The organism is Spongiactinospora rosea (assembly GCF_003315795.1).
GTDB lineage: Bacteria > Actinomycetota > Actinomycetes > Streptosporangiales > Streptosporangiaceae > Spongiactinospora > Spongiactinospora rosea.
The window spans coordinates 486,862-510,855 of the sequence record NZ_QMEY01000001.1; the positions used below are offsets into that span (position 1 = coordinate 486,862).

Genomic DNA, 23,994 nt, shown 5'->3' on the forward strand with positions numbered 1-23,994 from the left:
GCGCAGGCGCTGAGCCTGCTCTTCACCCACCTCCCGTCGGCCGCCTGGGTGGTCGGCCGGCGGGAGTCACCACCACCCACCGCCACCGCCCGGAAGAGAAGAGAGGTTCCGATGAGGTACGTCTTCCCGACCTGTGTCGCGGTCGTCCATTGGGAGGGGGGCCGCGTCCACCTGCTCCGTGACCAGCCATGGGATGCCGACGACCCGTTCGTCAAGGCCAGGCCGGATCTCTTCGCCGAGCATCCGCAGGATCCGCAGCGGACCGCCCCTCCGGTGGAGCGGGCCACCCAGGCGCCAGGTGAGCGGCGGCAGACCCGCAGGCAGACCCGGAAGGACGGCCCGGCGGGTGAGTAACGGCACCGTCCTGGCCGCCTACCTACACCCCAACGCCGTTTCACACTCCTTCTCCGACTCGCTGATGAAGCTGATCTCCCACGACATGGTCAACCAGGCCCGGGTGGTCCGCGCCGGGGTGCTGCAATTCCGCTGTGGCGCGGGCGGCCTGGTGCAGGCCCGCAACGAGATCGTTCAGCAGTTTCTCGACCGGTCGGACGCCGAGTGGCTCTGGTGCGTGGACTCCGACATGGGATTCCTGCCGGACACCGTTGACCGCCTGGTCGAGGCGGCCGACCCGGCGGAGCGGCCGGTCGTGGGGGCGTTGTGCTTCGGGCTGCGGGAGGTGGCCCCGGACGGCATGTGCGGCTGGAAGGTGCGGCCCTTTCCCACGATCTATGACTGGGGGCGCGACCCCAAGGGCACCTTTGGCTTTCATGTGCGGCGCGACTACGCGCGCAACGCGCTCACCCAGGCCGCGGGCACGGGCGCCGCATGCCTGCTGATTCACCGGTCGGCGGCCGAGAAGGTGCGCGCCGACGCGGGCGACTCCTGGTTCGACCCCGTGAACTTCGCGGACGGCCGGCCGGTCAGCGAGGACCTCTCCTTCTGCTACCGCCTGAACAAGGTCGGACTGCCCGTCTACGTGCACACCGGCATCCCGACCTCGCACCACAAGCAGATCTGGCTGGGCGAGGAGGAGTACCGGGTGTTCGAGGCGGCCTATCGAGCCACGGCCGACAGCATGGCGGCGGTGAGCGCATGAGCGACGGCGAGGGCCTGGTCGTCATCGTGCCGTCACGCGGACGCCCGGCCGCGGCGCACGACCTGGCCAAGACGTTCAAGCAGACCTGCGGCCTGCGCACCGAGCTCGTGTTCGCCATCGATGACGACGACCCCGAACGGCCCGGCTATGAGGGCCTCGACACGCTGGCCGGTCCCAACACCACGATGGTGGAAGCGCTGAACCGCGCCGCCGCCGAAGTACTCGCCCGGCCGCGACCGCCGATGGCGATCGCCTTCATGGGAGACGACCACCGGCCGCGCACCGCTGGCTGGGACCTCGATTACCTGACCGCGCTACGCAGTCTGCCCGGCTTCGTGTACGGCGACGACCTCGTGCAGGGAGTACGCCTACCGACGCAGGTCGCGATCAGCACGACGGTCGTTCGGGCGCTCGGGCACATGGCCCCGCCGACCCTGCGGCACATGTACGTGGACAACTACTGGCTACGGCTCGGCCAGGCGGCCGGATGCATCACCTACCTGCGCAACGTGGTCGTCGAGCACCTGCACCCGGTGGCCGGGACCGCGGCCTGGGATGCGGGCTACCGACGCGTCAACGCGCGCGAGGTCTACGACCAGGACAGGAAGGCGTTCGAGGCGTACATGGCCGCCAACGGCCACCGTGAGACCCTCGCCGTGCTCCAGGCCGCCGCCGCGGTACCGAAGTGACCAGGAAGCGCCTGCGTCCGGCCTACTCGGACGCCGAGCTCAAAGCCCTCTACTGCACGCCGCACGACCATCGCCGGTGGCGAGATCACCACCTGCGCGTCGATGTGACCATCGCGATGGCCCGGTGGATGGCCGGGGACGGCGTCGCTGCGGCGGCGGACCTGTCGTGCGGGAACGGCGCGATTCTGTCCGCGGTCCCCGCGGGGGCGAAGTACTTCGGCGACTTCGCGCCCGGCTACCGGTTCCAGGGCCCGATCGAGGACACCATCATGCAGATCCCGCAGGTGGACCTGTTCGTGTGCTCGGAGACGCTTGAGCACGTGGACGCGCCCATGCTGGTGCTGGGCCGGATCCGCGACCATGCCCGCATGCTGGTGCTCTCGACGCCCGTGGACGCCTGGGACGACGACAACCCCGAGCACTACTGGGCCTGGTCGCGCGAGGACATCGAGGAGATGCTCGCCGCCGCCGGGTGGCGGCAGCACGTGTACGCGACCGCTGACTTCCGGCCGATGGGCCTTCCGTACGCATTCGGGATCTGGGGGGTGCGGTGAAGCGGGCTCTGGTCACTGGGAGCGCGGGGTTCGTCGGCCGCCACATGGCCGCAGAGCTGTTTGACCGCGGGTGGGAAGTGCACGCCGCCGACATCGTCAACGGGCACGACGCACACGAGATCTTCCGCGGCGGTGGCGACGCGCCCGGGTTGTTCGGCGGGGAAGTCGGCCGCTACGACCTGGTGGCGCACGCGGCGGCCACCGCCCCACACCGGGCGGCGATCGACGGCCAGCCGATGAACCTGGCGCTGGACCTGGCGCTCGATGCCGCGATGTTCGAGTGGGCGGTGCGCACCGGCCAACGGCGGGTGCTCTACCTGTCCAGCAGCGCGGCCTACCCGATCGACCTGCAAGATGACCTTGCCGCGGCGAAGGACCTGCGCGAGGAGATGATCCGGTTCGACCGATACAACATCGGTGCTCCGGATGCCTCATACGGCTGGATGAAGCTCACCGGCGAGCGCATCGCCGCCGCCGCGGCGCAGGCCGGGCTCGCCGTTCACGTCGTGCGGCCGTTCTCCGGCTACGGCACAGACCAGGGCGAGCAGTGGCCGTTCGGCGCCTTCATCGCGCGGGCCCTGCGGCGCGAGGACCCGTTCACGATCTGGGGCAGCGGCGAGCAGGTCCGCGACTGGCTGCACATCGACGACCTGGTGGCCGGCGCGCTGGCCGTGGTGGACGCCGACGTGCGCGAACCGGTCAACCTGTGCACCGGACGCGGCACGAGCATGCGCGAGCTCGCCGCGATGGTGTGCGCCGAGGTGGGATACCGGCCGCGGTTCGAGCTGCGCGAGGGCGCCCCGGCCGGGGTGGCGTACCGGGTCGGTGACCCGGCCCGGATGCACCGCATCTTTCAGCCGGCGGTGTCGATCGAGGACGGTGTCCGGCGCGCGTTGGCGTCGGCCTATCGGTGATCAGAGCAAGGAGGACGCGTGATTATTGACGCGGGTTCGGCCGCTGAGGGGATGGGCGTGGGCGTAGCCACCGCGCCGACCGACTGCGGCCGAGGAACGACACTGTGGCGGGTGGAGCGGTGGGACGCCGACGCGGTCGGCTGGGTGCGGCGCCGGTCGGGCCTGGCGGCACCGGAGGGCCACGTGTTCCACGAGCTTAAGGTGCCGTCCTACCGGACGACGGAGCACCTGGGAAACGCGATCCTCAGCGCAGGGTGGACACGCATCCTGAACTTGCTGATCGGTACCGGCTCGACCCAGGCCATGGACGCGACCCACACCCGTGTCGGTGTGGGCGACGGGACCACGGCGGTCACCACGGCGGACACCACGCTGACCGGGAGCACCAACAAGTACTTCAAGACCGCCGCGGGTGTGGGGACGATCGGGGCGGGCGCCGGGCCGCCTACGACGACGTTGACGATCGCGGCCACCTTCGGCATATCGCAGGCGAACTTCGATTGGAGGAAGTTCGGCGTCGATTTCGGGACTGCGGACGGCACGACAGAGGTCGCGCCGCTGCTCAACGCCGCCGTATCCAACCAGGGAACCAAAGCGTCCGGCCAGATCTGGACGGCCACCGCGACCCTCTCATGGACCTGATCACTTAGCGCTCGATCGGTAGACGTTCATGGCGATCCGGTTCAGTGGCTCTGGTCAGCGGTACACGGCATCCCTCGGGCTCGGCGTCCGGACCAGCCTGACGGTCGCCTGCTGGATCAAGATCTCCGTTGACCGGAACACTCGTGTAGTGCCGTGGGTGATCCACAACGGCGCAAGCAACTACCTGTCGCTGGAACTCACCAGCGCTGGCGAACTCGGGGTCTACACCGAGAACACCACACCCCCCGTGGCCCTCACCCCCGACGTGGGGGACTGGCTCTACGTCGCGGTGACCGTGGACGCCTCGAACGTGCGCATGACCTACGAAACGACGCCGTTCTCCGGTTCCTTCTCCAGCTCGTTCTGGGGCATCTCCCATTCGACGAACGCGGCGAGTCTGAGCATCGGCGAGTGGGTGTCCGGAACGAGCGCGTGGCTCAACGGCTGCGTGTGCGGGCTGAAGATCTGGACGGCCACGCTCACTGCGGACGAGCTTGAAACGGAGGCCACCCAGTACGCTCCGGTCCGAACCTCGGGTCTGGCGGCGTACTACCGGTTCGACGGCCCATCGACGACCGACGACAGTGGTAACGGGCGCACCCTCTCCGGCGGAGCGGGTGTCACCCAGGAGCCGGATCCGGATGACGTCACCGTGGTCACGCCGGCCGACTCCGCCGCCGCCGCCGACGCGCTGACCGCCGCCGCCACGGTGACGCTCGCGGAAGCCGCCGCGGCAAGCACAGGTGTGGCCGTGGCCGCGGGCCTGGGAGTGGCCGACTCCGGCACGGCTGCCGAGAGCCTTACGATCACCGCGACCGTACCTCTCTTGGACACCGGCACGGTCACCGAGGTGATGAGCAGCGGCATGCCGGTCCCCGTTGCCGACGCGGGCACGGGTGCAGATGCGTTCGCGACCGGCGCCACCGTGGTGCTCACTGAGACCGCCACTGGCGCCGATGCGCTGTCCATCACCGCGGCCGTACCGCTCGCCGACTCGGCGGTCGCGGCCGATGCGGTCGAGCGCGCGCAGCTCGTTGGGAAGGCGCTCGCCGACGCCGCGGCCGGGCTCGACGCGCTGGCCGTGCAGAGCTACATCGTGCGGGAGATCGGCGACCCTGGCCCGCCGCGAACGGCGTGGCCGGTGCGCACCCCGCGCCGCGCCTGGTCGGCGGCCGGGCCGCGCCGCCGCTGGTCCGTCCGCCCGCCCCGTACCGATGTGCCGCTGGAGGTGTGATGCACGCCGCGCTGTCGATCTCCAGCTTGAGCCGCGAGTACGTGTACGCGTGGGTGGGCGGTGTGCTCGGGACCGAGACCGTCGAGATCGCGCTGATCCAGGGCGACGAACCCACCTCGGGGGACTGGGAGACCGCGGACTGGGCCAACCAGACGCCCTCGGGTGCGGACGCGCGGATTCTGGTCGGGCCCGGCGGCACGGTCACCCCGACCGACGGGGTGTGGCACATGTGGGTGCGGGTCACCGCGGTCACCGAGACGCCCGTGCTGTACTCGGGGCCGATCCTCATCACATAGCCGCATGACGACGGTCAGTACCAACTTCGACGGGGGCACGAACGGCCAGGTGATCACCCTGGCCAACTCCGGTACCTCTGGCAACGCGCTCCAGTTCATCAGCGGCAGCCCCGTCTACTCCAACGCACAGGCCCACTCCGGCACCCTCTCGTGTCGATATCCCGCCTCGGCCTTCACCTCGATCGGCTACGAGCTGGCGGGCACGTCGATCTGGATCCGGTTCTACGTGCGGTTGCCGCAAAACCGTGACGAGAGCCTGGTGCGGCTGTGGGACGCGGTCGATGCCCAGGGCACGTACATGGGCGGCATCGACGCCACGGCCAGCGGTGCCATGGATCTGAACGTGGGGTTCGGCAACACCGGCACCGTGTCCGGGGCAGTGGTCCTCGGGCAGTGGATCCGCGTCGAGGCGATGTGGAGCACGACCCTCGGGGGCGAGCTTCGCGTCTACCACGACCAGGACTCGGCGACCCCCTCGGTCACGGGCACCCTCGCCACCAATCTGAGCGGCACGGTGCGCACCGAGGAACTCATCCGATTCAGCAGTACGACCGCAGTTACGTATTTCGATGACTTCGCTGTCTCCACCGATGGGTGGATCGGCCCCACGGTCACGCCGATCGCGGTCACCGACGTCGGCCAGGGCGCGGACGCCATCGGGCTCGCCGCGGCCGTCCCGGCTGGAGATGCCGCAACCGCTGCCGACGCCGTGGCGGTGTCCGCAACGGCCGGGCCGGCGGACAGTGCCGGAGCGGCCGACACGGTGACCGTGGCGGCGTCCACCGCGCTCGCTGACGCCGCGACCGCAGCGGACGCCATCACCGTGACGGTCGCCGCAGGACTGCCGGACTCGGCGGCCGGCGCCGAACTGCTCGGCGCGAACGCGGGCCTGGCGATCACTGACTCGGCGGCCGGCGCGGACACGCTGACACCCACCGCCGCAGTGGGCCTCGGCGACGCCGCCACGGCGGCCGAGTCCATGGTGAGCGGTCAGCTCCGGCCGGGCGTGGACGCCGGGTCCGGCACCGACGCCATGGCCGTGAGCGTGGACGCTGTGCCGGGCGACGCGGGCAGCGCGGCCGACCTGCTCGGCGTGAACACCGCGCTCACCCTGATGGACACGGCCGTCGCCGCAGACCACTTCGCGGCCATCGAGGTCACGCCGATCAGCCTGGCCGACGCCGCGACCGCCTCAGACGCACTGTCCGTGATCCGGGATCGCGACGTCGGGCCGGTCGGGCGCCCGCGCCGGAACTGGAGCGTCCGGGGCCCGCGCCGTGGGGTGGCCGCGGCCCGACCGCTGTAGGGGGTGCCGTGGCCGAGCCGTCGTACGTCGCCATCGGCGGATACGTCGCAGAAACGGGCGTTCAGGCGGCGGTGCCGGTCCCGCCCGGCGCGGCGGCCGGGATGGCGATCGTCGTCGGAATGTTCATGGACGGGCCCCCTCTGGCGGTCCCCCCGACGATGCCGCCAGGGTTCGAGGTTCCTGAGAACGCGCCGGTGCAGATCCCGTCCGGGGCCGGGACGCACAGCCTGTACGTGTGGATCAAGCGCCTCACCGGCAGCGACGGCGGCACCTATACCTTCACCTGGGGCGAGGAGCGCTACCAGGAGTCGCAGGCGATCCTGTACCGGGACGTGGCCACCACGGGCCCGCTGTTCGACTCACCAACCGACTCCGCAGCCGACACCGCCGCCATCACCACCAGCCCGCCTGTCGAGGTGACCAGCGCGGGCCCGGACCGGCGGCTGGTCTGGCTATCGACGAACTGGTCGGGCGGCACATGGACGGCACCAACAGGCTTCACTCGGCGCGTGCAGGGCGGCGCGCAGATCTGGAGCGCGGCCGACCGCTCGTGGCCCACGGCCGGAGCGACCGGCTCGGTGGTCGGTTCGTGTACCGGTAGCGACCGGCGCACGGCCTGGCTCGGCGCCCTGCGCGGCACCACGTCCGACAGCACACCCGTCGCCGTGGCCGATGCGGCGTCGGCCGGTGACGCGCTTGCCGTCGGCGCCACCATCGCGCGGGGCGACACCGCGACCGCAGCCGACACCGTGGCGGTCACCGCGACCGCAGCCGCCAGCGACTCCGCCACCGCGGCCGCCGCGCTGACCGCCGCGGCCACGGTGGCGACCACCGAGAGCGGCACGGGGGCGGACACCCTGGCGGTCGGGGGCCTCGCGCCGCTGGCCGACGCCGCAGTGTGCGGTGATGGGCTGATGGTCGCGGTCACCGTTCCGCTCGCGGATTCCGTGGTCGGCGGTGAGGCCCTGCTGCCCGCCGTGACCGCGCCGCTCGGCGATGTCGCGGCCGGGGCGGACCTGCTGACCGCCGCCGTACAGGCGGCCATGGCCGACACTGCGGCCGGCGCGGACCAGCTCGCTCGCGGCGAGCAACTCGCGCTCGGCGACGCCGCCACGGCGGCCGATGCGCTGGCGGTGCTCGTCGCCGCCGGGCTGGACGAGCAAGCGGCGGCCGTCGAGGTGCTCGCCGCGGCAGTGGACGTGACGCTCACCGACGCCGCGGCCGAGCTCGACGTGCTGGCCGTGGCCGGTCCGGCGGCGACCGGCGGGTTCATGACGGCCACCGACCGCCGTGGAACAGCGATGGCAGGCGCAGCGCGCGCCGGCGCGAGGATGGAGGCGCGGTGAGCTACGACCTCGGGGACGTCGTCCCACTGACCGTCACGATCACGGATGCGGACGGCCACCCGGCGAACGCCAGCACGGTGACACTGACGATCACCCTGCCGGACGGCACCGTGACCACGGTGGGCCCGGTCGCGCCGACCGAGACCGGCGTATACGGCCACGACTATCCGACCGTCCAGACCGGGCTGCACGTCGTGCGCTGGGTCGCCACCGGCGCCAACGCGAGCGCGTATGACGACGTCATCGACGTCCAGCCGGCGGCCGTGACCTTCGTCAGCTTGAGCGACGCGCGGGAGCACCTGAAGAAGACCGGACTCGCGGGCGACGACGAGAAGCTCCGGCGGTTCGTCGGGGCCGCCTGCCGCATGATCAGCGACCGGATGGGCCACGTCGCGCCGACCACGCGCAGCATGGACGGCTCCGGCTGCACGGTGATCCTGGAGCGCCCGGTCATCGCGGTGACCTCAGTGACGAAGCTTCCCGGCGGCGACGTCGTACCGGCCGCCGACCCGATCGCGGGGACCGCCGGATGGACCCTCGACGGCGCGGCCGCGGTGCTCACGCTGACGCGGTCGTACGGCCGGGTGCGCGTCACCTACCGTGCCGGACGCAGTCCGATTCCGGCGAACTTCCGCCTTGCCGCGCTGGAACTCACCGGGCACCTGTGGCGGACGTCGCAGCTCAACGGCGGCGGCGGGCGCCCGTCGCTCGCTGGCGACGAGCAGGTGGTGCCCGGCGTCAGCTACGCGCTCCCGTACTCGGTGCGGCAGCTCCTGGGGCTCGACAAGAGGCCCCAGGAAGAGCTCCTGGTCGGCTGATACCGACCGCGCCCTGTTCGCCGATCGAGGGTCAAGCCCAGCTTGACCTCTGCCAGGTCAAGCCCAACTTGACCTCAGAACTCCCAGGAGGACACGGCCGATGGAGCCGACCATAAGCACCGTCCCGGCCTGCCTGCGGGCGCTCGTGGCCGCCGCCGAGCGCGCCGTGCCACCGCGGATCGTCCGGGGCCGCGAGGTGCCGGTGACGGTCGTGCTCGGGCAGCCGAACGTCGGCCAGATGGACTCGGACGAGATGGTCCTGATCGCGTTCACGGGCGAGCCCGGCGACCCCGGCGTGACCTCCAACAGGACGCAGCCTCAGGGGGTCACCGCGCCGGACCGGGAAAGCTACGACGTGATCTGCCTCGCGACGAGCTGGCACGGGCACGATGATCAGCCGCTCCCAGTGCTGGATCGCACCTACGAGATGGTCAACGCACTGGCCGCCGAGCTTGCTGCCGACGGCACGCTCGGCGGGGTTGTCGGCCGAACGCGCATCTCGACGGACCAGCTCGTTCAGGTCCAGACCGAGCAGGGCGCGGTCGCGCTCCTCAGATTTACAGTCCACGTCGAGGCGTTCACGAGGGCGTACTGATGATGGCCAGGAAGACCCGGACGTACACCCGCGGCGCGGAGGAGATCCGGGCGTTCGCCCGAGAGCTCGGCAAGATGCCGAAGGAGGTCCGCCGGGAGCTGCGGCCCCGACTCAAGTCAGTCGGTGCCAAAGCGTTGATCAGCGCGCGGCTCCGGGCGGCCTGGTCCACCCGGATCCCGCGGGCGACCCGCCTCAAGATCGGCCTGAGCCAGCGGAATCCCGGCCTGGCCATCGAGGTGGACCGGAAACGCGCCCCGCATGCCCGCCCGTACGAGAACAACGACGAAGACGGGATTTTCCTGGCGCCGTTCTTCGGCAACAAGAACGGCCGCTGGTACGGGCACCGGGCGCGGCCGTTCCTGGTCCGAGGCGCCCGGCCCTGGTTTGAGACGACCGATCGCGATGTTGCCGAGGTCGTGGACGACGTCGCCCGCCGGACGGGCTTCCGATGAGAGAGGACACTCATGGCTCTTAGCGTGCGCGCGCTCGTGCAGCTCGCGGCCGACCTGACCAGCGCGCAGGACCTGACGACCGCGAGCGCACCGCTCAGTTTGGCCCGGCAGGTCACCCTGACCGACGGCGCCGGCCTCAACCAGGCCAACCGGATCTGGAGCGACCAGAGAACGCTCGCCGCGTCGGCCAGCGAGGACATCGACCTCGCCGGGACTCTGACCGACCCGTTCGGCGCGACGATCACCCTGGCCCGCGTCAAGGCGCTGATCGTGTCCGCCGCGGTCGGCAACGTGAACAACGTCGTCCTGGGCAATGCCGCGGCCAACGGCTGGGTCGGACCATTCGGGGCGGCCGAACACACCCTGGCCGTGCGTCCTGGTGGTGTCCTCGCGCTGCTCGCGCCGGACGCCACCGGCTACGCGGTCACCGCGGGCACCGCCGACCTGCTGCACGTCGCCAACAGCGGCGCCGGGTCCGGGGTGACCTATCAGATCGTCGTCGTCGGCGCAGCCAGCTAGGGGGAGCCGTGGAGCTGGAAACCGTGGAGATGATCCACCCGAACCTGCCGGGCCAGTCCGCGAACGTGCCACGGCAGGCCGTATCCCACCATCAGCGCGCGGGCTGGCGACTCGCCGAGGAGCCGCCGCCGGATCCACCCGCACCCGAGAAGACCGATCAAGCCCCGTCCGCCGCCGGGGCTTCTTCTTTGCCCGAAAACGAGAAGTCGCCGCGGGGTCGGCGCACCAGGGGGGATGAGTAATGCCCGCTACGCCGATCGCCACGGTCAACAGGTATTGGCCGACCGGCACGTCCAAGTGGTTGTTCTGCCCGAGCGTCGCCAACATCCAGGCGATCACCCGGGCGGAGATCAACGCCGGGACGGACCTGACCCGCGAGGTCGCGGCGACCGAGGGATGGTCCACGACCGGTGAGCTGATCGAGACGCCGGACGGCGACAGCCGGTTCGTCGCGAGAATCCCCGGCAAGATCACCGCCGACGACTCCAGCATCACCTTCTACCTCGACCCGTCCGGCGTGGACGCGAGGGCCCTGTTCCCGCGCGACACCTCGGGCTTCATCATTCGCATGCCCGGCGGCGACATCGCCGGGCGTCTCTGCGACGTGTTCCCCGCGAGGGTCACCACCGCGACCAAGCTCGTGAACGTCGGCGAGGAAGAAGCCGGGCGCCTCCAGGTCGCCTTCGCGATCGTGCGCGAGCCCGCCGAAGACATCGTCATCCCAGCGTAAGGAGAGGTCAGGCCCCCATGGCTCTACTGAGCAAGGACCAGATCTGGCAGGCCCACGACATCACCTATGAGGACGTGCCGGTGCCCGAGTGGGGCGGAGAAGTCCGCATTCGCGGCCTCGCTGGTGAAGAGCGCGACGCCTTCGAGGAGGCGTCGCTCAAGCGCGGCCGGGGCGGTTCTCGCGAGCTCAATCTGAAGAACGCGCGAGCCCGCTTGATCGCGGCGTGTGCGATCAACGAGGACGGGTCGCCGATGTTCGTCACGGCCGACGTGCTCAAGCTCGGCTCGAAATCCGCCGCCGCGCTGGAGCGGCTGTTCAAAGTCGCCCAGCGCCTGTCCGGCATGACGGCTGAGGACATGGACGAGCTGACGGGAAACTCCGAGCCCGGCCAGAGCGGGCCTTCGCCTTCCGCCTCGCCGGGCACCTCGGATACACCGTCGCCGAGCTTCTCGCTCGGATCTCATCACGCGAGCTGACCGAGTGGATGGCCTATGAGCGCCTTACCGGGGCGCTCGGCCAGCAGCGTGACGACATCCTCGCCGCACGCACCGCGTTCTACGTCGTCTCGGCGCTGAGCAGTAGCAAGACCAACAAGCCGAAGCTCTCCGACTTCCTCCCCAACTGGGGCCTGATCAGGGAGGAAGCCGGTGGCGACGATCAAGAATCTGCTGATCAGGCTGGGGGTGGTCGCTGACGTCGATCGCGGCGTCAACGAGACGACCCGCGGTCTGGAGCGTGTCGCCCGCCAGGCCGACGCCACCGACCGGAAACTCCGCGGCTTGGGCGGCGGCTTCGACTTCCTGAGCGGCGCGGCGGGCCGCGCTGGCACTGGCCTCCGTTCGGCGGCGACGGCGTTCGCCGGCCTCGGGTCCGCGGCCGGGGGCGCGGCGGGAGGACTTGGCTCACTCGCGTCACAGGTCGGGCGGATCGGGGGTCTGCTGGGTGGCCTCGGTTCCATCGCGGGCCGCGCCGCGGGCGCGCTCGCCGGATTAGGTTCGGCGGCGGCCCGCATCGGTGCCGCCGCCGCGAGCGCCGGGGTGGCGATCGGCGCGCTGGCGGCTGCGGCATCGGCGGCGACGACGGGGGTTGCGGGCCTGGTCGCGGCGCTGGCTCCGGCGGCCGGCGCGCTGGCGGCGCTGCCTGGGGCCGCGCTGCTGTGGAGCGCGGCTCTGGGCACGTTGAAGCTGGGCCTCAGCGGGATCGCGGATGGCTTCGCCGCGGCGATCAGTGGCGACTACCTGAAATTCATGGAGGGCACCAAAGACCTCAGTCAGGCGGCCTCTGAGGTGGCCTACGAGCTCTTCCAGATGGCGCCGGCGTTCCAGCGGTTGAGGGACACGGCTCAGGACGGGATCTTCGGTCCGCTGGTCGGCCAGATGTGGTCGCTGTTGCCGTTGTTGAACGTCTTGAACGCTGGCATTGGCGAGGTGGCCGCCCAGTTCGGCCAGGCGGCGCTGGCCATCTTGGAGTTCATCAGGGCCGCCGAGACCGTCCGCGCGGTCGAGATCGTTTTTCGCGCGACCCGCGATGCCATCGCGGCTCTGATACCGGCGATCCGGCCGGTGCTGGACGGGCTGCGTGATCTCGGCGTGGTCGGCGCGGTCTGGCTGTCGGGGCTGGCGCCCGGGATCGCGGACGTCGCCAGCCGCTTTGGTCAGTGGATGTCCGCGATCGCGGCATCAGGACAGGCCCTGGCCTGGATGGACGGTGCGCTGGTCGTGCTGCGCCAGCTCGGCGCGCTCCTGGCCGATCTCGGCGGGATCGTCGTCGGCGTCCTCCGCGCGGTCCAGGCGTCGGGGAACGGGGTGCTCGGCGTCCTGGGCCAGCTCGTTGATGCGGCGCACGCGTGGGTGGACTCGACAGCCGGCCAAGAGGCGCTGGTCGCCGTGTTCAAGGCATTGGCGCAGATCGGAGCCACGCTCGTCCCGGTCGTCACCCTGATCGCAGCCGGAATCGCGCAGCTTGCGCCGTTGGTTGCTGAGCTGGCGGTCGCGGTCGGCCCGCTGCTCACCGCGGCGATCTCCGGGCTCATCCCCGCGCTGGCCGCCGTCGCACCGGGGGTCCTCGCGCTGGTCGGCGCCTTGACGGCCGCGGTGCAGATGATCGGCCCTGCCTTGGCCCCGCTGGGAGCCGCGCTCGCCAGCGGCCTCGCCTCAGCTGCACCCCTGCTGGTCACGCTCGGAGCCGCGGTCACCGCACTGCTGCCCCACCTCCAGGCGTTCATCGTCGCCGTCGGCAGCGTGTTGAGCCAGCTCAGACCCGCTGTATCCGCTCTGCTGCCCGCCGTGGCCACTGCATTGGACGCGATCGGGGAGGCGCTGGCCATCGCGGCGCGGGCGGCGCTGCCGCTCGCGCAGGCCGTGGCGGGGATCGTGTCGGCCGCCGCGCCGCTGGTCTCCCTGCTCGCGCAGGTCGCGGTGGCCGCCGTGTCGGCTTTCGGGCCGGTGGTCGTCGCCGCAGCGAACGGGCTGGCCGGAGCGATCTCCGCTCTGGCGCCCGGGGTCCTGGCGGTGATCGACGGGATCGCGGCCGGAGCGCGGGCGATCGTGCCGGCGCTGGCTCCGCTCGGGCAGGTACTGGGCGGCATCCTGTCGGCCGCCGGGCCCCTGCTCGCCCAGATCGGCGGGGCGATCGCCGCCCTGCTGCCCGGCATCCAGGCCCTGGGGAGCGCCCTGGCGGCCGGGATCGGCGCGATCGGCCCGGCCCTGGCTCCGATCGCGGGCGCCTTGACCAGCGTGGCCACAGCAGCCGCCCCGCTCGTCCCGCTGCTGGCGGAGGTGGCCGTTCTCCTGATCGGCAGTCTGGCCTCCGGCATCCAGACGATCATGCCTGCGGTCGTCGCGCTCGGCCAGGGGATCGCCGCCCTGCTGCCCGGAGCGCAGGCCCTCCTGTCGGGGCTGGCGACCGGGATCGCTGCTCTCAGCCCTGCCCTCCAGCCACTCGGGGAGGCGATCAGCGGCGTCCTCGTCGCGCTCGCGCCGCTTCTGCCGATCGCCGGGGAGCTCGCAGCGGTGATCACCACGGCGCTCACCGGCGCGATCCAGACCCTGACGCCCGCCTTGGTGCCCGTGGTGGACGGGATCGGCCTGCTCGCAGCCGCGATCGGGCCGCTAATCGGGCAGGTGCTGCAACTCGCCGCCCAATTCCTGAGCGCGCTGCTACCCGCCTTGGCGCCACTTCTGCCGACACTGGGCCAGCTCGCCCAGGCCGCCCTTCCCGTCCTAGTGGCGATCGTCCAGGCCGGCACCCCGCTGCTCGGCCAGCTCAGCGACATCCTGCGTGCGGTCCTCCAGGCGATGTCGCCACTGCTGCCGGTGATCGGCCAAGTAGCCCGCATCCTGGGCGAAGCACTGATCGGCGCGATCAGCACACTCCTGGAGGCCGTGCGCCCGCTCATCCCGCTGATCTCGGATCTCGCGAACACGGTCGGAGCACAGCTACTGTCTGTCGCGGTCGCGGCGGCGCCGGTGCTCACTCAGCTTGCCGAGGTGGTCGCCGGGCTCGTCACCGCGGCCATGCCGCTGCTGCCGATCTTGGTCAAGATTGCAGCGGTGATCGGGACCACCGTGCTCACGGTCCTGTCCACCCTGCTCAAGGCGATCGTTCCGCTGCTGCCGTCGATCGGCCGGCTCGCCGAAGTGGTCGGCAACTTGCTCCTCATGGCCGTCCAGACCGTCGCGCCGTTCATCATCAGGATCGCGGAGGCGATCGCCCAGCTCCTCCCGATCTTGACCCCGGTGATCGACCTGGTGGCCAAGGTCGCAGGGCAGATCGGCGAGATCCTGGTGACAGCGGTCGGCCAGCTCCTCAACGCTCTGACGCCACTACTGCCTGTGATCGTCGATGTCGTCACCACGCTCGGGACGAGCCTGACCGACGCCCTGACCGCCCTTGCACCCCTGATCATCAAGGTCGTCGAGGCATTCGTCGGATTGCTGCCCATCGTGACGCCTTTGATTCAAATTGTGGCCGATTTGGTGCAGGCTTTCATGCCGCTCATCCAGGCGATTCTGCCCGTGATCGTCGATCTCGCAAAGGCGCTATCGCCATTGATCGAGACGGTCGCCAAACTTTTCGGCGACCTGCTGAACGCCGTGATGCCGCTTGTCAAATCGCTTGCGGACCTGATCGTCGCGATCCTGCCTATCCTTGACCCGCTGATCCAGCTAATCAATACAATTCTCCCGTTCCTTATCGACCTCGTCGTGAAGCTCGCGGACTTCCTGGTCAAGATCCTGGTTCCGGCTTTCGAGCTTATCGTGAACATCGTGAAATGGGTCGTTGATGTCGTCGCCGGTGCATTCAGATGGCTCTATGATGTTCTGGTCGGAAATTCGATCATTCCCGATATGATCACGGCGATAAAGAGCTGGTTCGACAAGGCCCTCCAGTGGATCACCTCGATCGTCACCGGTATCCGGGACGTCATCGTCCGGGTGGTCACGGCGATCTCGGACTGGTGGGGCCGCACTTGGGAATCCATCGTCGCATTCGTAACGCGGACCTGGGATCGCATTAAAACAGCGGTCAGCAACGCGATCGAAAACGTGCGGACGATCATCTCGACCATCATGGGCAATGTCCGGGATCGATGGTCTGAGGCGTGGGAGCGTGTGACCGGCGCGCTCGGCCAGGCGTGGGAGGCGATCCGGCGCTCCGTGTCGGACGGCATAAATACCGTGCTGAACTTCTTTCGTAATCTTCCGGGCCAGATCGCCGGGGCTCTGGGCAATCTCGGTGGAACTCTATTCAATGCGGGCCGTGACCTCATTAATGGGCTCTGGAATGGGCTTGTCTCGATGTGGGAATGGTTCAAGAACGCCATTTACAACTTCTTTTCCTCGATCATGCCGCAATGGGTCAAGGACGCGCTGGGAATCAAGTCGCCCTCGAAGCTGTTCGCGGAGATCGGGAAGATGCTGCCCGCCGGGCTCGTCGCCGGTATGGACGGCGCGCTCGGCATGGTCACCGCGGCGGCCGACCGCATGGCCGCCGCGGCGACGGTCGGCATCACCGGGACCATGGCCATGGCCGCCGCGACACCCGCCACGATGTTCGCCGGCGCCGTCCCAGCGCCCGTGGCGGTCGGCGGCGGCCGGGCAGGGGGGAACGTCATCGAGAACCTCAATCTGACCGTGAACGGCGCTGACCTCGATTTCCGGAACGTCAGCGGCACGGCCCGGAAGCTCCTCATCGAGGTCCGCGAGGGCCTGCGGCAGCTCGACAAGGAGCAGGAGTGATCGTCGGCCGTACGGTGCTGACCGAGCCGCACGCCGTGGACGAGACCGGCGAGGCGGCGATGACCCTGTCGGGCCGTGAGGCGTGGCCGATCATCACGCGCGGGGCGGTGCTGGCCCGGCACGAGGCGGTGCTGGGCCTGCGCGGCGCGCTGGTCGCCGTGCGGTTCGGCCAGAAGTGCGAGCGCGACGGCTACTACATGGTGGTGAGCAGCTCGTCGAACCTGACCGACCTCGCCGGGTACTCCGGCTGGGCGGACTGGTCGCTGTCGCTCCTGCGGCACGGCCCCGACAACGTGGTGGACCTGGAATCCCGGCTGACCGGCGCGGTGCGGGCGAACGACTTCTCGCTGAGCGGCGAGCGCTGGCACGCGCCGGCCATCGGCGCGTACGGCTACTACACCGGATCGACGACGCCGAGCACGGTGACCCGCACCGGGGAGGACGGCCCGATCATCGTCTACCGGCAGGTGCCCGCCGGGGTGTCGCCGCGGTGGGGGTGCGCGGTCGCGGACTACCTGCGCGGCCGGGTCCGGATCCGGACCGGCTACCCGCCACGCGAGCTGACCGGGCTGACCGCCGCGGTGGACGCCGACCAGTGGGAGCTGTCCAACGGGCTCGTGCGGGCCAGGCGCTCCTACACCGCCGGGTCGATCGAGGTCGGCAGCTACACCGGCGGCTGGAAGCCGAAGGTCTGGCACATCGACATCGGATCGGGGCCGATCACCTCATGGGAGTCGGCGACGATCCTCCGAAACGACCCGGAGGCGGCGACGCTGCGGCTCACCGAGTCGCGCGCGCCGGGCCGGGTCGCCGTAGACCTCACGGTGCGCAGGGGGTCTCGCACCGTCGAGGTCTACGTGCAGCGTGGAGACAGCGGGACGATCAGCGTCTACTTGGCCAGCGCCGAAACGATGATCGACAACGCGTCGTACGTGGTCCGCTCGACGAACGACGGCGACGGGAACCGGGCGATCGCCGGGTCGGCGAGGAACTTCGACCCGCACGTCAACGGCGGGATCACCCGCACAAGCACGACGGTGCTGGACTGCTGGCTCGGGGTGGTGGCGGGAGGGGGGAGCGCGGTGTCCGGCGACCAGGCCGCCCACCTGCGCGACCAGTACATCGGCGCGCTGCCGGAGGTTGTCGCCGCGGTGCGGCGGTGACCCGCGGCGCAGCGGGTCACTCGTCCTCGCCTGGAGTGGGCTCGCCCGTGGTGAGTTCGAGGGACTTGCGCCCGCGCATGATCGTGGCGATCGCCCGCCGGTCGATCTCCTCGCTGGGCATGTTCTTGTTCTCTTCCGCGATGCGGACCCATACGCCCATCACGGTCTCCTGATCGACGCCGTACTCTTTTGCGACCGCGAAGAGCCCGACGCGGCTCATGTGATGGGCGGCGATGCCGCCGCCGCGCCCGAGTTGCTTCGAAACCTTGTCCAGGGTTCGCGACAAAGATTGAGGTGATCGTGTGGCGGTGACGGAGGTCGTCCAAGGGCTCGGCTCCTGGGCCCTCACCCTCGACGGATCCCCGCGAGAGATCACCGACACCCTGCTCTACTTCGGCCACGTGGCGATCGTCCCCGGCCGCGTCGCGCCCGCGCAGTACGGCGACCAGCTCCTCACCATGGCCCGCTACGTCGGCGTCCTCACCAAGCGCGACAGCGACGACGACCGCATGGCCATCGCCGGCCAGGGCATGGAGGTCTGGCTCGGCGATGGCGACGACAAGGGCGAGATCTTCGAGTCGCCGCTGAATATCACGGGCCAGTCCTTCGCGAACAGCATCAGGGCGATCCTCGGCTCAGGTACGGCGGTCGTCGAGGGCACCCTGCACTCGGTCCCTGGCGCGTACACCGGCCGGCACCAATGGGAGTCACGCCGGTCGGCGATCCGCTACGTGTGCTCGACCTTCGGGGCCGAATACCGCGTCAACGGCAACGGCACACTCGACGCGGGCACCCAGGCGCAGCTCTACGCCGCGACACCGACGTGCGTGATCGTACGGCGGGGAGCCGAGGGCCGGGATCTGGCGCTGACGGCTCTGCCGGGGGAGATGCAGCTCTCTCGCGACGTCGAGGACTTCACCACGCGGGTCGTGCTGCTCGCCGAGGGCGAGGGGGCCGCCACCGCCACCGGCGCGGCGAACATCGCCTCGAACCCGTATCTCGACCTGCGCGGCCAGGCCGTCAAGCGTACGCGACTCGTCTCCGAGTCCGGCACGGTGACCGGCAACGCCCAAAGCCGCGCGCAGCTCCAGCTCAACCGCTTCACGGGCACGCGCAACGCGCTGAGGCTGGGCGCCGAGGACTTCGAGGTCCGCGGCAGCTTCCGGCCGGGCGACATGGTGTACGTCTACGACCCGGACGCTGGCCTGTACGACCCTGCGAACGAGGTGACCTTCCGCGGCCAGCGGATCAACCCGATCGCCCTGCGCAGCGTCGAGGCGAGTTGGCCGATCGTCGAGGGCATGACGGTCGCCTACCGGCATCAGTCCGGGGCCTGGCTGGACTTGACCGACTTCGTGCGGTGGGAGACCGGCTCGACGACGGTCGGCGTGGGAGAGCTGGGCCGGTCGCTCACTTCGACCGGGTTCGAGCCGGTCGGGCCGCGGCCGATCCCGGACAGCACGATCCCAGACGTGGTGAGCTGGGTCCTGCCGTTCCAGAGCAGCGTGTACGTGGACGCCGAGGGCAACACGAGGGCGAGCATGCTTCTGGCGTGGGACCTGCCGCTCAACGCCGACGGCAGTACGATCCTGGACGGCCACCACTACGAGATCGCGTACGGCGTGAGCCCGGCGGCCGAGTGGCAGACGGCCTACGCGCCGTGGGGTGAGCTCCAGGCGGTCGTCAACGACCTGTCGCCGGGCGTGGTCTATGACTTCCGGATCCGCGCGGTGGACACCTCGGCTAACGTCGGCGCGTGGTCGGTCACGGAATCGGCGCTGGCCGAAGCCGACACGATCCCGCCGAGCACGCCCGCGCCGCCGGTCGTCGCGGCGAGCCTGATCGCCATCCAGATCACGCATACCCTCGGCAAGGCGTCCGGTGGCGAATGGAACCTCGAACTGGACCTCGACCACCTGGAGGTTCACGTCGGTGCGAGTTCGGGCTTCGCGCCGGATGCCACCACGCTGCGAGGCAAGGTCCCGGCGAACGCCGGGATGATCCAGGCCGAAATCGCCGCCGTTGGTACGGTGCCCGAGCCGGACACGACGCTCCGGCACGTCAAGGTCATCGCGGTGGACCGAAGCGGCAACCGGTCGCCCGCGTCGAACGCGGCTCCGGTGACGGCCCTGCTGATCGACAACGCGCACATCAGCGACCTGAGCGTGTCCAAGGTCACGGCAGGCACCATCTCCGCGAACTGGCTGATCGGCGCGTCCATCCGCACGGCCAGCAGCGGCCAGCGCGTCGAACTCAACGCCACCGGCCTGCACGGCTACAACAGCGCCGGGACCGAGCTGGTGACCCTCTCCAACACCGGCTCCTTCACGCTGCGGTCGGCTTCGTCGGGCGCCCGGGTCGAGCTCGACGCGTCAGGGGTCCGGGCCTACACGAGCAGCGTCCAGACCGTGAACATCTCGTCCGCTGGCACCTTCTTCATAAGGTCGGGGGTTTCGCCGAGCGCGCGCGCCGAAATGGACGCTGCGGGCCTCCGCATGTACAACTCTTCCAATCAGGAACTGGTCAATATTTCCTCGGGCGGTACGTTCGCCATCCAAACTGGTACATCGGGCGCGCGTGTCGTGCTGAGCGGCGCTGGTGTCGAGACGTTCAATGGCAGCGGCGGCCGTACTTTTTTTGCCAACGCGAGTTCCGGTGATGTCGAAATGACCGGGCGGCTGACCAGTACCGTCAGCGGGTCGGCCGCACGCCTCGTCATCAATCCGAATTTCGGGGTTGACCCTGAGATTCGGATGTATGAGGATGCGACGAACTATCATTACATCACGTCTTTTGTGGCCGGTACAGGGCTTCAGATCGGCACGACGACGATCTTCAATCGCAAAGCTGTGATCAACATGTCCGACACCGGATGGCAGGTCAGCCTCCTCGATGGGGCTGGGGTCAATCGCACCGGCGGGTATGTCGCGGCTGGTACCGACCTGGCGGAACTCGGCGTGCAGGGCGGCGCGGCGCTGCGATTCCAGGCGACACATCAGATCCGCCTGTACGGGGACTGGGGACACAACAATTCAGAGTCAGCGATCGTATCGTTCACGATCGACCCCGGCGGGCCCGCGAATAGCTGGGGAATCAGTTATGGCGTGACCCTCCAGACGCTGCCGGGCGTATCGTTCACAGCGGACACCGGATCGGCTTTTGATGGTACATGGATCCAGGGCCGTACCAACTCCGGCGTGACGCTGCGGACGCAAGGCGTCGGCTTCATTATCGCCCAGATCTGGGCTTGGCAGAACTGAGAAGTGATATGGGTAAGGAATGGAACGTTGTAGCCGTAGAGGAGACCGCGGCGAATAATGGCGCAATTCCGATGTGGCGGGTGGTATTCGAGGTCCCCGAAGAGGTGGGTGTCGGGCCGCTGTTTCGCTGCCTGTTCCCCAAATCGATCTTCGCCCAGTACGCCGCCGAATACGGAATCGACCCCGACGACGTGGACCTTTTGCTGGACATCGTGCTCCACGAGTTCCAGATGCGCCCAGAGCAGGCCGCGGGCCGGATGCCGATCCCCGTCCCCGGCCGCACGAACGAGGACGAGGCGCGGGTCGCGATGCTGGCCAACCTGAAGACCATCAAGGCGCAGCGCGACGGCGGCGTCGTCCAGCGCGCCTCACCCCTGCGCGCCCGCGGCGACATGAATGCCACCCAGGACCTGCTCGCCCCGATCCGGAACACCACCCGCCTCGACCGGCAGGCGGTGACCGACAAGCAATGGGAGATGGACATCATCCGCCACAACCGCGGCGTCGCCGTCCAGCGCGAGCGGTTCGCCAACGGCGCGACCGCAGAGGAGTTCGGCGCGGCCCTGCGCGCGCTCAACCAGATTGGAAGGAAGACGTCACGTGACTGACCACACGGTGGCCGTCGCCCAGGTCCTGGACGTGGTGCGCGGACAGCGCAACGCCGCCCTGGACGAGGTGGCGAAGCTCACGGCGGCCGTCGATGACTTGCTCGCCGAGAACAACAAACTCCGCGCCGAGAACGAGCGTCTGACGCGCGGCGACACCGCGCCGACCGTCGTCTCAGGGACCGTCGAGTCCTAACGGTGCCGCGTGATCGTCGTCCCCCGCCGACGGCGTAGCCACACCCACGGCCACAGCAGTCCACACGACAGCACCACGGCCAGGACCTGACCGATCGTCCACGCCGGTTTCGTCACACTCCTGCCGACCTGCTGGACGCGCACGGGCGGTTCGTTGTTCCTCACACATCTGTGACGCGCCCACCGCCGCTCTAGTTCACCTCACCCCGTGTCCACATCCGGACACCCGATACCAGGAGGCCGCGTGACGATGCCCGGTGAAGAGCCGACGATCGGCGAGGTCGGCCGGACACTCTCGTCGTTCGTCCTGGACACCCGCGAGAGGTTCGCCCAGTTGCGAGCGTCGATCGATGTCATGGTCACCCGCGACCTCTACGAGGCGCACCGTACCGCCATGCAGGAGGACATCGTGCAGCTCCGCGAGGAGCTGCGCACCGAGCGGGAGCGCAAGGCCGCCGACCGGCGCATGGTCGTGGCCGCGCTCATCTCCGCCGGCCTTTCCTTGGTCGTCGCCATCGTCGCCGCCGCGCTGCTCCTGGCGCTCGGCATCAAGTAGACCGGCGCAGCAGCTCGGCCTTAGCCGCCTCGAACTCGGCCCGAGTCAGATCACCGGACCGAACCAGCGCGCCGAGCCGCTCCAACTGGGACACGAACGCCTCGCCGCCGCCCGTGACACCCGTGGGTGCCGACACCACAGGGACCATGGCCTGACGGGCGGCATGCTGCTCGCGTAGCCGTGCCTGGTGGCTGGCATGGTTGATCGCCTGCTGAACGCCGCGCGGGTCGTGGACGGACTCAAGAGTGATCATCTCGGGGCCGGTCGGCCGCTGGACGTGCACGATCACGTCTCCGACGCCGCGGGTCTTCTGGGCAACGCCCTGCTTGACGTCGATGTCCACGACCTCGTGTACGAGCACCTGCTGGGCGTCGGTCCGGAGCAAACCCCGCTCCCAGTACAGGTGGTGCGTCGTCAGCCGGTAGCGCGGCGCCATCCGGCCGCCGGTCGCGGCCGACATCAACGAGGCCGAGGTGCCCTCCCAGATGACCTGTTCGGGCATGGCGTGCGGCGGGGGATAGCTCACGGCAGCTCCTGATGAAGGGCTCGTAGGACGCTCCAAGCATCGCCGCTCGCGCCCCGCCGCGACAGGCCGACATGACTTTCCGCGCCTCGATTGTGCCGTGGCCGCCGCCACCCCGACTCGGCTTTCCGCCCTGTCCACGCGAGGCGTCCGCGCGTGCCCGGTAACGATACAAGGAGATGGTTTGAAGAAGTCACGTGCCATCGGTGCGGTGGCCCTGCTGGCGGCGGCGCTGGCGGTCCCTGGGACGGCCAGTGCCGATCCCGACTGCAACGGCAGCAGCCACTGCTACGCGCTCGCCCACACCGCGATCAACGCGACGCAGATCAACGCGGTCGGCCTGGGCATCTGGACCGAATGTCTGCACGTCGCCGACCCGGTCGGGGATTTCGCGACGAACGAGATTTGGATGTGGACCGACGACGATCCCGTCTACTTCATCGAGGGCGGATACATCCGCGGCCTGGTGTACGGCCATTCACAGCAGAGCTTCCGCTGGTTCTGGGCCGAGGCCGCACCCAGCGGCTTCTACACCCACTACATCCAGGAAGCAGCCAGATACGAGTTCAAGAACCTCAGCTTCTATAAGGAACCGACGCAAGGCGACCGGTGGTCGATCCGCCTCGCCGGCACCACGGTGGGCCTGTCGGACCAGAGCGCGAACGGCGGCATCTACGTCCAGGTCGGCGCCGAGACGACCGACCCGCAGGTAGAGGACCACGGCAAGTCCATCGACCTGCGGTACCGATACAACGGCGCGAGCCTGTGGACCGTAGGCACCTCCTACGCGACCGGGGCCACCGCCGGCGTCTACACCATGGCCAGCCAGCCGAACGTGGGCGGCGACGGCACCGAGCACTGGTCGCTCCAGGACCTGTGCGGCAGCGGCCCCATGGCCGCGGCAAAGGCCGCCGCCGTGGCGCCGAGGATGAGCGATCTGAAGGCGAACTCCCTCGCCTTTATCGCGAAGCTCGGAAAGGGCAACGCCGAGCAGAAGCCCGCCATGCGGATGGTGAAGAGCACGAGGAGGGCAGCGCAGCCCGGTGCCCGGCTGACCTCCGACCAGGCCACGTACGTAATCCAGGCCACCGGCAAGTTCACCGCCGACCTGGCCCCCCGGCCCCCCAAGGCGCCAGCGCCTACCGGAACCGTTCTGACCATGGTCGTCGATGCCCAGACCGGTGAACTGACCGACTGGAGCCTTACCAAGAAACTCCCGCGTGATCTCGCCAGCCTCGGCAAGGTCAGCGACTTGTAG

The 23,994-nt window shown here is 69.6% G+C and carries 26 protein-coding genes; 24 read left to right on the forward strand and 2 right to left on the reverse strand.

Annotated elements, in window-relative coordinates; all coding sequences use genetic code 11:
• Positions 1–111 precede the first annotated feature (111 nt).
• From DP939_RS02545 to DP939_RS02635, 19 genes are all read left to right on the forward strand, one after another.
• The gene (locus DP939_RS02545; RefSeq protein ID WP_113978390.1) at positions 112–354 is read left to right on the forward strand and encodes a hypothetical protein; all 243 of its coding nucleotides are present in this window, start codon (positions 112–114) and stop codon (positions 352–354) included.
• On the forward strand, positions 347–1,099 hold the full coding sequence (locus DP939_RS02550) for a glycosyltransferase family 2 protein (RefSeq protein WP_113978392.1): 753 nt from the start codon (positions 347–349) through the stop codon (positions 1,097–1,099). The genes DP939_RS02545 and DP939_RS02550 overlap by 8 nt, the downstream gene beginning before the upstream one ends.
• The gene (locus DP939_RS02555; protein ID WP_113978395.1) at positions 1,096–1,788 is read left to right on the forward strand and encodes a glycosyltransferase family 2 protein; all 693 of its coding nucleotides are present in this window, start codon (positions 1,096–1,098) and stop codon (positions 1,786–1,788) included. Before DP939_RS02550 ends, DP939_RS02555 begins: the two co-directional genes overlap by 4 nt.
• Entirely contained in the window at positions 1,785–2,342 is a 558-nt protein-coding gene (locus DP939_RS02560) for a class I SAM-dependent methyltransferase (RefSeq protein ID WP_113978397.1), read from the forward strand. Before DP939_RS02555 ends, DP939_RS02560 begins: the two co-directional genes overlap by 4 nt.
• A complete protein-coding gene (locus tag DP939_RS02565) occupies positions 2,339–3,256 on the forward strand; it encodes an NAD-dependent epimerase/dehydratase family protein (RefSeq protein ID WP_113978399.1) in 918 nt (305 codons plus the stop codon). Before DP939_RS02560 ends, DP939_RS02565 begins: the two co-directional genes overlap by 4 nt.
• A gap of 18 nt (positions 3,257–3,274) precedes the next feature.
• Positions 3,275–3,898, forward strand: a complete 624-nt coding sequence (locus tag DP939_RS02570; RefSeq protein ID WP_147267839.1) for a hypothetical protein — start codon at positions 3,275–3,277, stop codon at positions 3,896–3,898.
• Positions 3,899–3,926: 28 nt separating this feature from the next.
• Positions 3,927–5,132 carry a LamG-like jellyroll fold domain-containing protein gene (locus tag DP939_RS02575; RefSeq protein WP_113978404.1) on the forward strand — a complete coding sequence of 402 codons (1,206 nt, stop codon included), beginning with the start codon at positions 3,927–3,929 and terminating at the stop codon, positions 5,130–5,132.
• Positions 5,132–5,428 (forward strand): hypothetical protein, encoded by a 297-nt coding sequence (locus tag DP939_RS02580; protein ID WP_113978406.1) that lies wholly within the window; start codon positions 5,132–5,134, stop codon positions 5,426–5,428. The genes DP939_RS02575 and DP939_RS02580 overlap by 1 nt, the downstream gene beginning before the upstream one ends.
• 4 nt (positions 5,429–5,432) lie before the next feature.
• Positions 5,433–6,734, forward strand: coding sequence for a hypothetical protein (locus tag DP939_RS02585; RefSeq protein ID WP_113978409.1), 1,302 nt, complete (start codon positions 5,433–5,435; stop codon positions 6,732–6,734).
• Positions 6,735–6,742: 8 nt separating this feature from the next.
• Positions 6,743–8,080: a hypothetical protein gene (locus DP939_RS02590; protein WP_113978412.1), complete on the forward strand. Its 1,338-nt coding sequence runs from the start codon at positions 6,743–6,745 to the stop codon at positions 8,078–8,080.
• Positions 8,077–8,898: a head-tail connector protein gene (locus DP939_RS02595; RefSeq protein ID WP_113978415.1), complete on the forward strand. Its 822-nt coding sequence runs from the start codon at positions 8,077–8,079 to the stop codon at positions 8,896–8,898. Before DP939_RS02590 ends, DP939_RS02595 begins: the two co-directional genes overlap by 4 nt.
• 100 nt (positions 8,899–8,998) lie before the next feature.
• A complete protein-coding gene (locus DP939_RS02600; RefSeq protein ID WP_113978418.1) occupies positions 8,999–9,493 on the forward strand; it encodes a hypothetical protein in 495 nt (164 codons plus the stop codon).
• Positions 9,493–9,945 carry an HK97 gp10 family phage protein gene (locus DP939_RS02605; protein ID WP_113978421.1) on the forward strand — a complete coding sequence of 151 codons (453 nt, stop codon included), beginning with the start codon at positions 9,493–9,495 and terminating at the stop codon, positions 9,943–9,945. Before DP939_RS02600 ends, DP939_RS02605 begins: the two co-directional genes overlap by 1 nt.
• Before the next feature lie 12 nt (positions 9,946–9,957).
• Complete coding sequence (locus DP939_RS02610) at positions 9,958–10,464, forward strand: hypothetical protein (RefSeq protein ID WP_113978424.1); 507 nt, start codon at positions 9,958–9,960, stop codon at positions 10,462–10,464.
• A 241-nt stretch (positions 10,465–10,705) separates the two neighbouring features.
• Positions 10,706–11,194 carry a phage tail tube protein gene (locus tag DP939_RS02615; RefSeq protein WP_113978427.1) on the forward strand — a complete coding sequence of 163 codons (489 nt, stop codon included), beginning with the start codon at positions 10,706–10,708 and terminating at the stop codon, positions 11,192–11,194.
• Between the two features lie 17 nt (positions 11,195–11,211).
• Positions 11,212–11,670: a hypothetical protein gene (locus DP939_RS02620; protein WP_113978429.1), complete on the forward strand. Its 459-nt coding sequence runs from the start codon at positions 11,212–11,214 to the stop codon at positions 11,668–11,670.
• Positions 11,671–11,678: 8 nt separating this feature from the next.
• A complete protein-coding gene (locus tag DP939_RS02625) occupies positions 11,679–11,888 on the forward strand; it encodes a phage tail assembly protein T (protein WP_113978431.1) in 210 nt (69 codons plus the stop codon).
• Positions 11,842–16,434: a hypothetical protein gene (locus tag DP939_RS02630; RefSeq protein ID WP_147267840.1), complete on the forward strand. Its 4,593-nt coding sequence runs from the start codon at positions 11,842–11,844 to the stop codon at positions 16,432–16,434. Before DP939_RS02625 ends, DP939_RS02630 begins: the two co-directional genes overlap by 47 nt.
• A complete protein-coding gene (locus DP939_RS02635; protein ID WP_113978436.1) occupies positions 16,431–17,597 on the forward strand; it encodes a hypothetical protein in 1,167 nt (388 codons plus the stop codon). The genes DP939_RS02630 and DP939_RS02635 overlap by 4 nt, the downstream gene beginning before the upstream one ends.
• Before the next feature lie 16 nt (positions 17,598–17,613).
• Here DP939_RS02635 and DP939_RS02640 read toward each other — a convergent pair whose 3' ends face one another.
• The gene (locus DP939_RS02640; protein WP_113978439.1) at positions 17,614–17,883 is read right to left on the reverse strand and encodes a hypothetical protein; all 270 of its coding nucleotides are present in this window, start codon (positions 17,881–17,883) and stop codon (positions 17,614–17,616) included.
• A gap of 22 nt (positions 17,884–17,905) precedes the next feature.
• On the opposite strand from DP939_RS02640, the gene DP939_RS02645 reads away from it, so the two are divergent.
• The 4 genes from DP939_RS02645 to DP939_RS02660 all read left to right on the forward strand — a co-directional run bounded on the left by DP939_RS02645 (position 17,906) and on the right by DP939_RS02660 (position 22,213).
• Entirely contained in the window at positions 17,906–20,857 is a 2,952-nt protein-coding gene (locus tag DP939_RS02645; protein WP_158578438.1) for a phage tail protein, read from the forward strand.
• The gene (locus tag DP939_RS02650; RefSeq protein WP_147267841.1) at positions 20,845–21,465 is read left to right on the forward strand and encodes a hypothetical protein; all 621 of its coding nucleotides are present in this window, start codon (positions 20,845–20,847) and stop codon (positions 21,463–21,465) included. Before DP939_RS02645 ends, DP939_RS02650 begins: the two co-directional genes overlap by 13 nt.
• Positions 21,458–21,658: a hypothetical protein gene (locus tag DP939_RS02655; RefSeq protein WP_113978447.1), complete on the forward strand. Its 201-nt coding sequence runs from the start codon at positions 21,458–21,460 to the stop codon at positions 21,656–21,658. Before DP939_RS02650 ends, DP939_RS02655 begins: the two co-directional genes overlap by 8 nt.
• A 243-nt stretch (positions 21,659–21,901) precedes the next feature.
• A complete protein-coding gene (locus tag DP939_RS02660; RefSeq protein ID WP_113978449.1) occupies positions 21,902–22,213 on the forward strand; it encodes a hypothetical protein in 312 nt (103 codons plus the stop codon).
• Here DP939_RS02660 and DP939_RS45965 read toward each other — a convergent pair.
• Positions 22,206–22,739, reverse strand: coding sequence for a PH domain-containing protein (locus tag DP939_RS45965; protein ID WP_158578439.1), 534 nt, complete (start codon positions 22,737–22,739; stop codon positions 22,206–22,208). The two genes, DP939_RS02660 and DP939_RS45965, sit on opposite strands and share 8 nt — an antisense overlap.
• 181 nt (positions 22,740–22,920) lie before the next feature.
• On the opposite strand from DP939_RS45965, the gene DP939_RS02670 reads away from it, so the two are divergent.
• The gene (locus DP939_RS02670) at positions 22,921–23,994 is read left to right on the forward strand and encodes a hypothetical protein (RefSeq protein ID WP_147267842.1); all 1,074 of its coding nucleotides are present in this window, start codon (positions 22,921–22,923) and stop codon (positions 23,992–23,994) included.

What these genes read in the sequence shown, in the direction of transcription:
- DP939_RS02545 (WP_113978390.1), top strand. Translation starts at nt 112, where the DNA reads ATGAGGTACGTCTTCCCGACCTGTGTCGCGGTCGTCCATTGGGAGGGG.
- DP939_RS02555 (WP_113978395.1), top strand. Translation starts at nt 1,096, where the DNA reads ATGAGCGACGGCGAGGGCCTGGTCGTCATCGTGCCGTCACGCGGACGC.
- DP939_RS02575 (WP_113978404.1), top strand. Translation starts at nt 3,927, where the DNA reads ATGGCGATCCGGTTCAGTGGCTCTGGTCAGCGGTACACGGCATCCCTC.
- DP939_RS02580 (WP_113978406.1), top strand. Translation starts at nt 5,132, where the DNA reads ATGCACGCCGCGCTGTCGATCTCCAGCTTGAGCCGCGAGTACGTGTAC.
- DP939_RS02585 (WP_113978409.1), top strand. Translation starts at nt 5,433, where the DNA reads ATGACGACGGTCAGTACCAACTTCGACGGGGGCACGAACGGCCAGGTG.
- DP939_RS02600 (WP_113978418.1), top strand. Translation starts at nt 8,999, where the DNA reads ATGGAGCCGACCATAAGCACCGTCCCGGCCTGCCTGCGGGCGCTCGTG.
- DP939_RS02605 (WP_113978421.1), top strand. Translation starts at nt 9,493, where the DNA reads ATGATGGCCAGGAAGACCCGGACGTACACCCGCGGCGCGGAGGAGATC.
- DP939_RS02610 (WP_113978424.1), top strand. Translation starts at nt 9,958, where the DNA reads ATGGCTCTTAGCGTGCGCGCGCTCGTGCAGCTCGCGGCCGACCTGACC.
- DP939_RS02615 (WP_113978427.1), top strand. Translation starts at nt 10,706, where the DNA reads ATGCCCGCTACGCCGATCGCCACGGTCAACAGGTATTGGCCGACCGGC.
- DP939_RS02620 (WP_113978429.1), top strand. Translation starts at nt 11,212, where the DNA reads ATGGCTCTACTGAGCAAGGACCAGATCTGGCAGGCCCACGACATCACC.
- DP939_RS02625 (WP_113978431.1), top strand. Translation starts at nt 11,679, where the DNA reads ATGGCCTATGAGCGCCTTACCGGGGCGCTCGGCCAGCAGCGTGACGAC.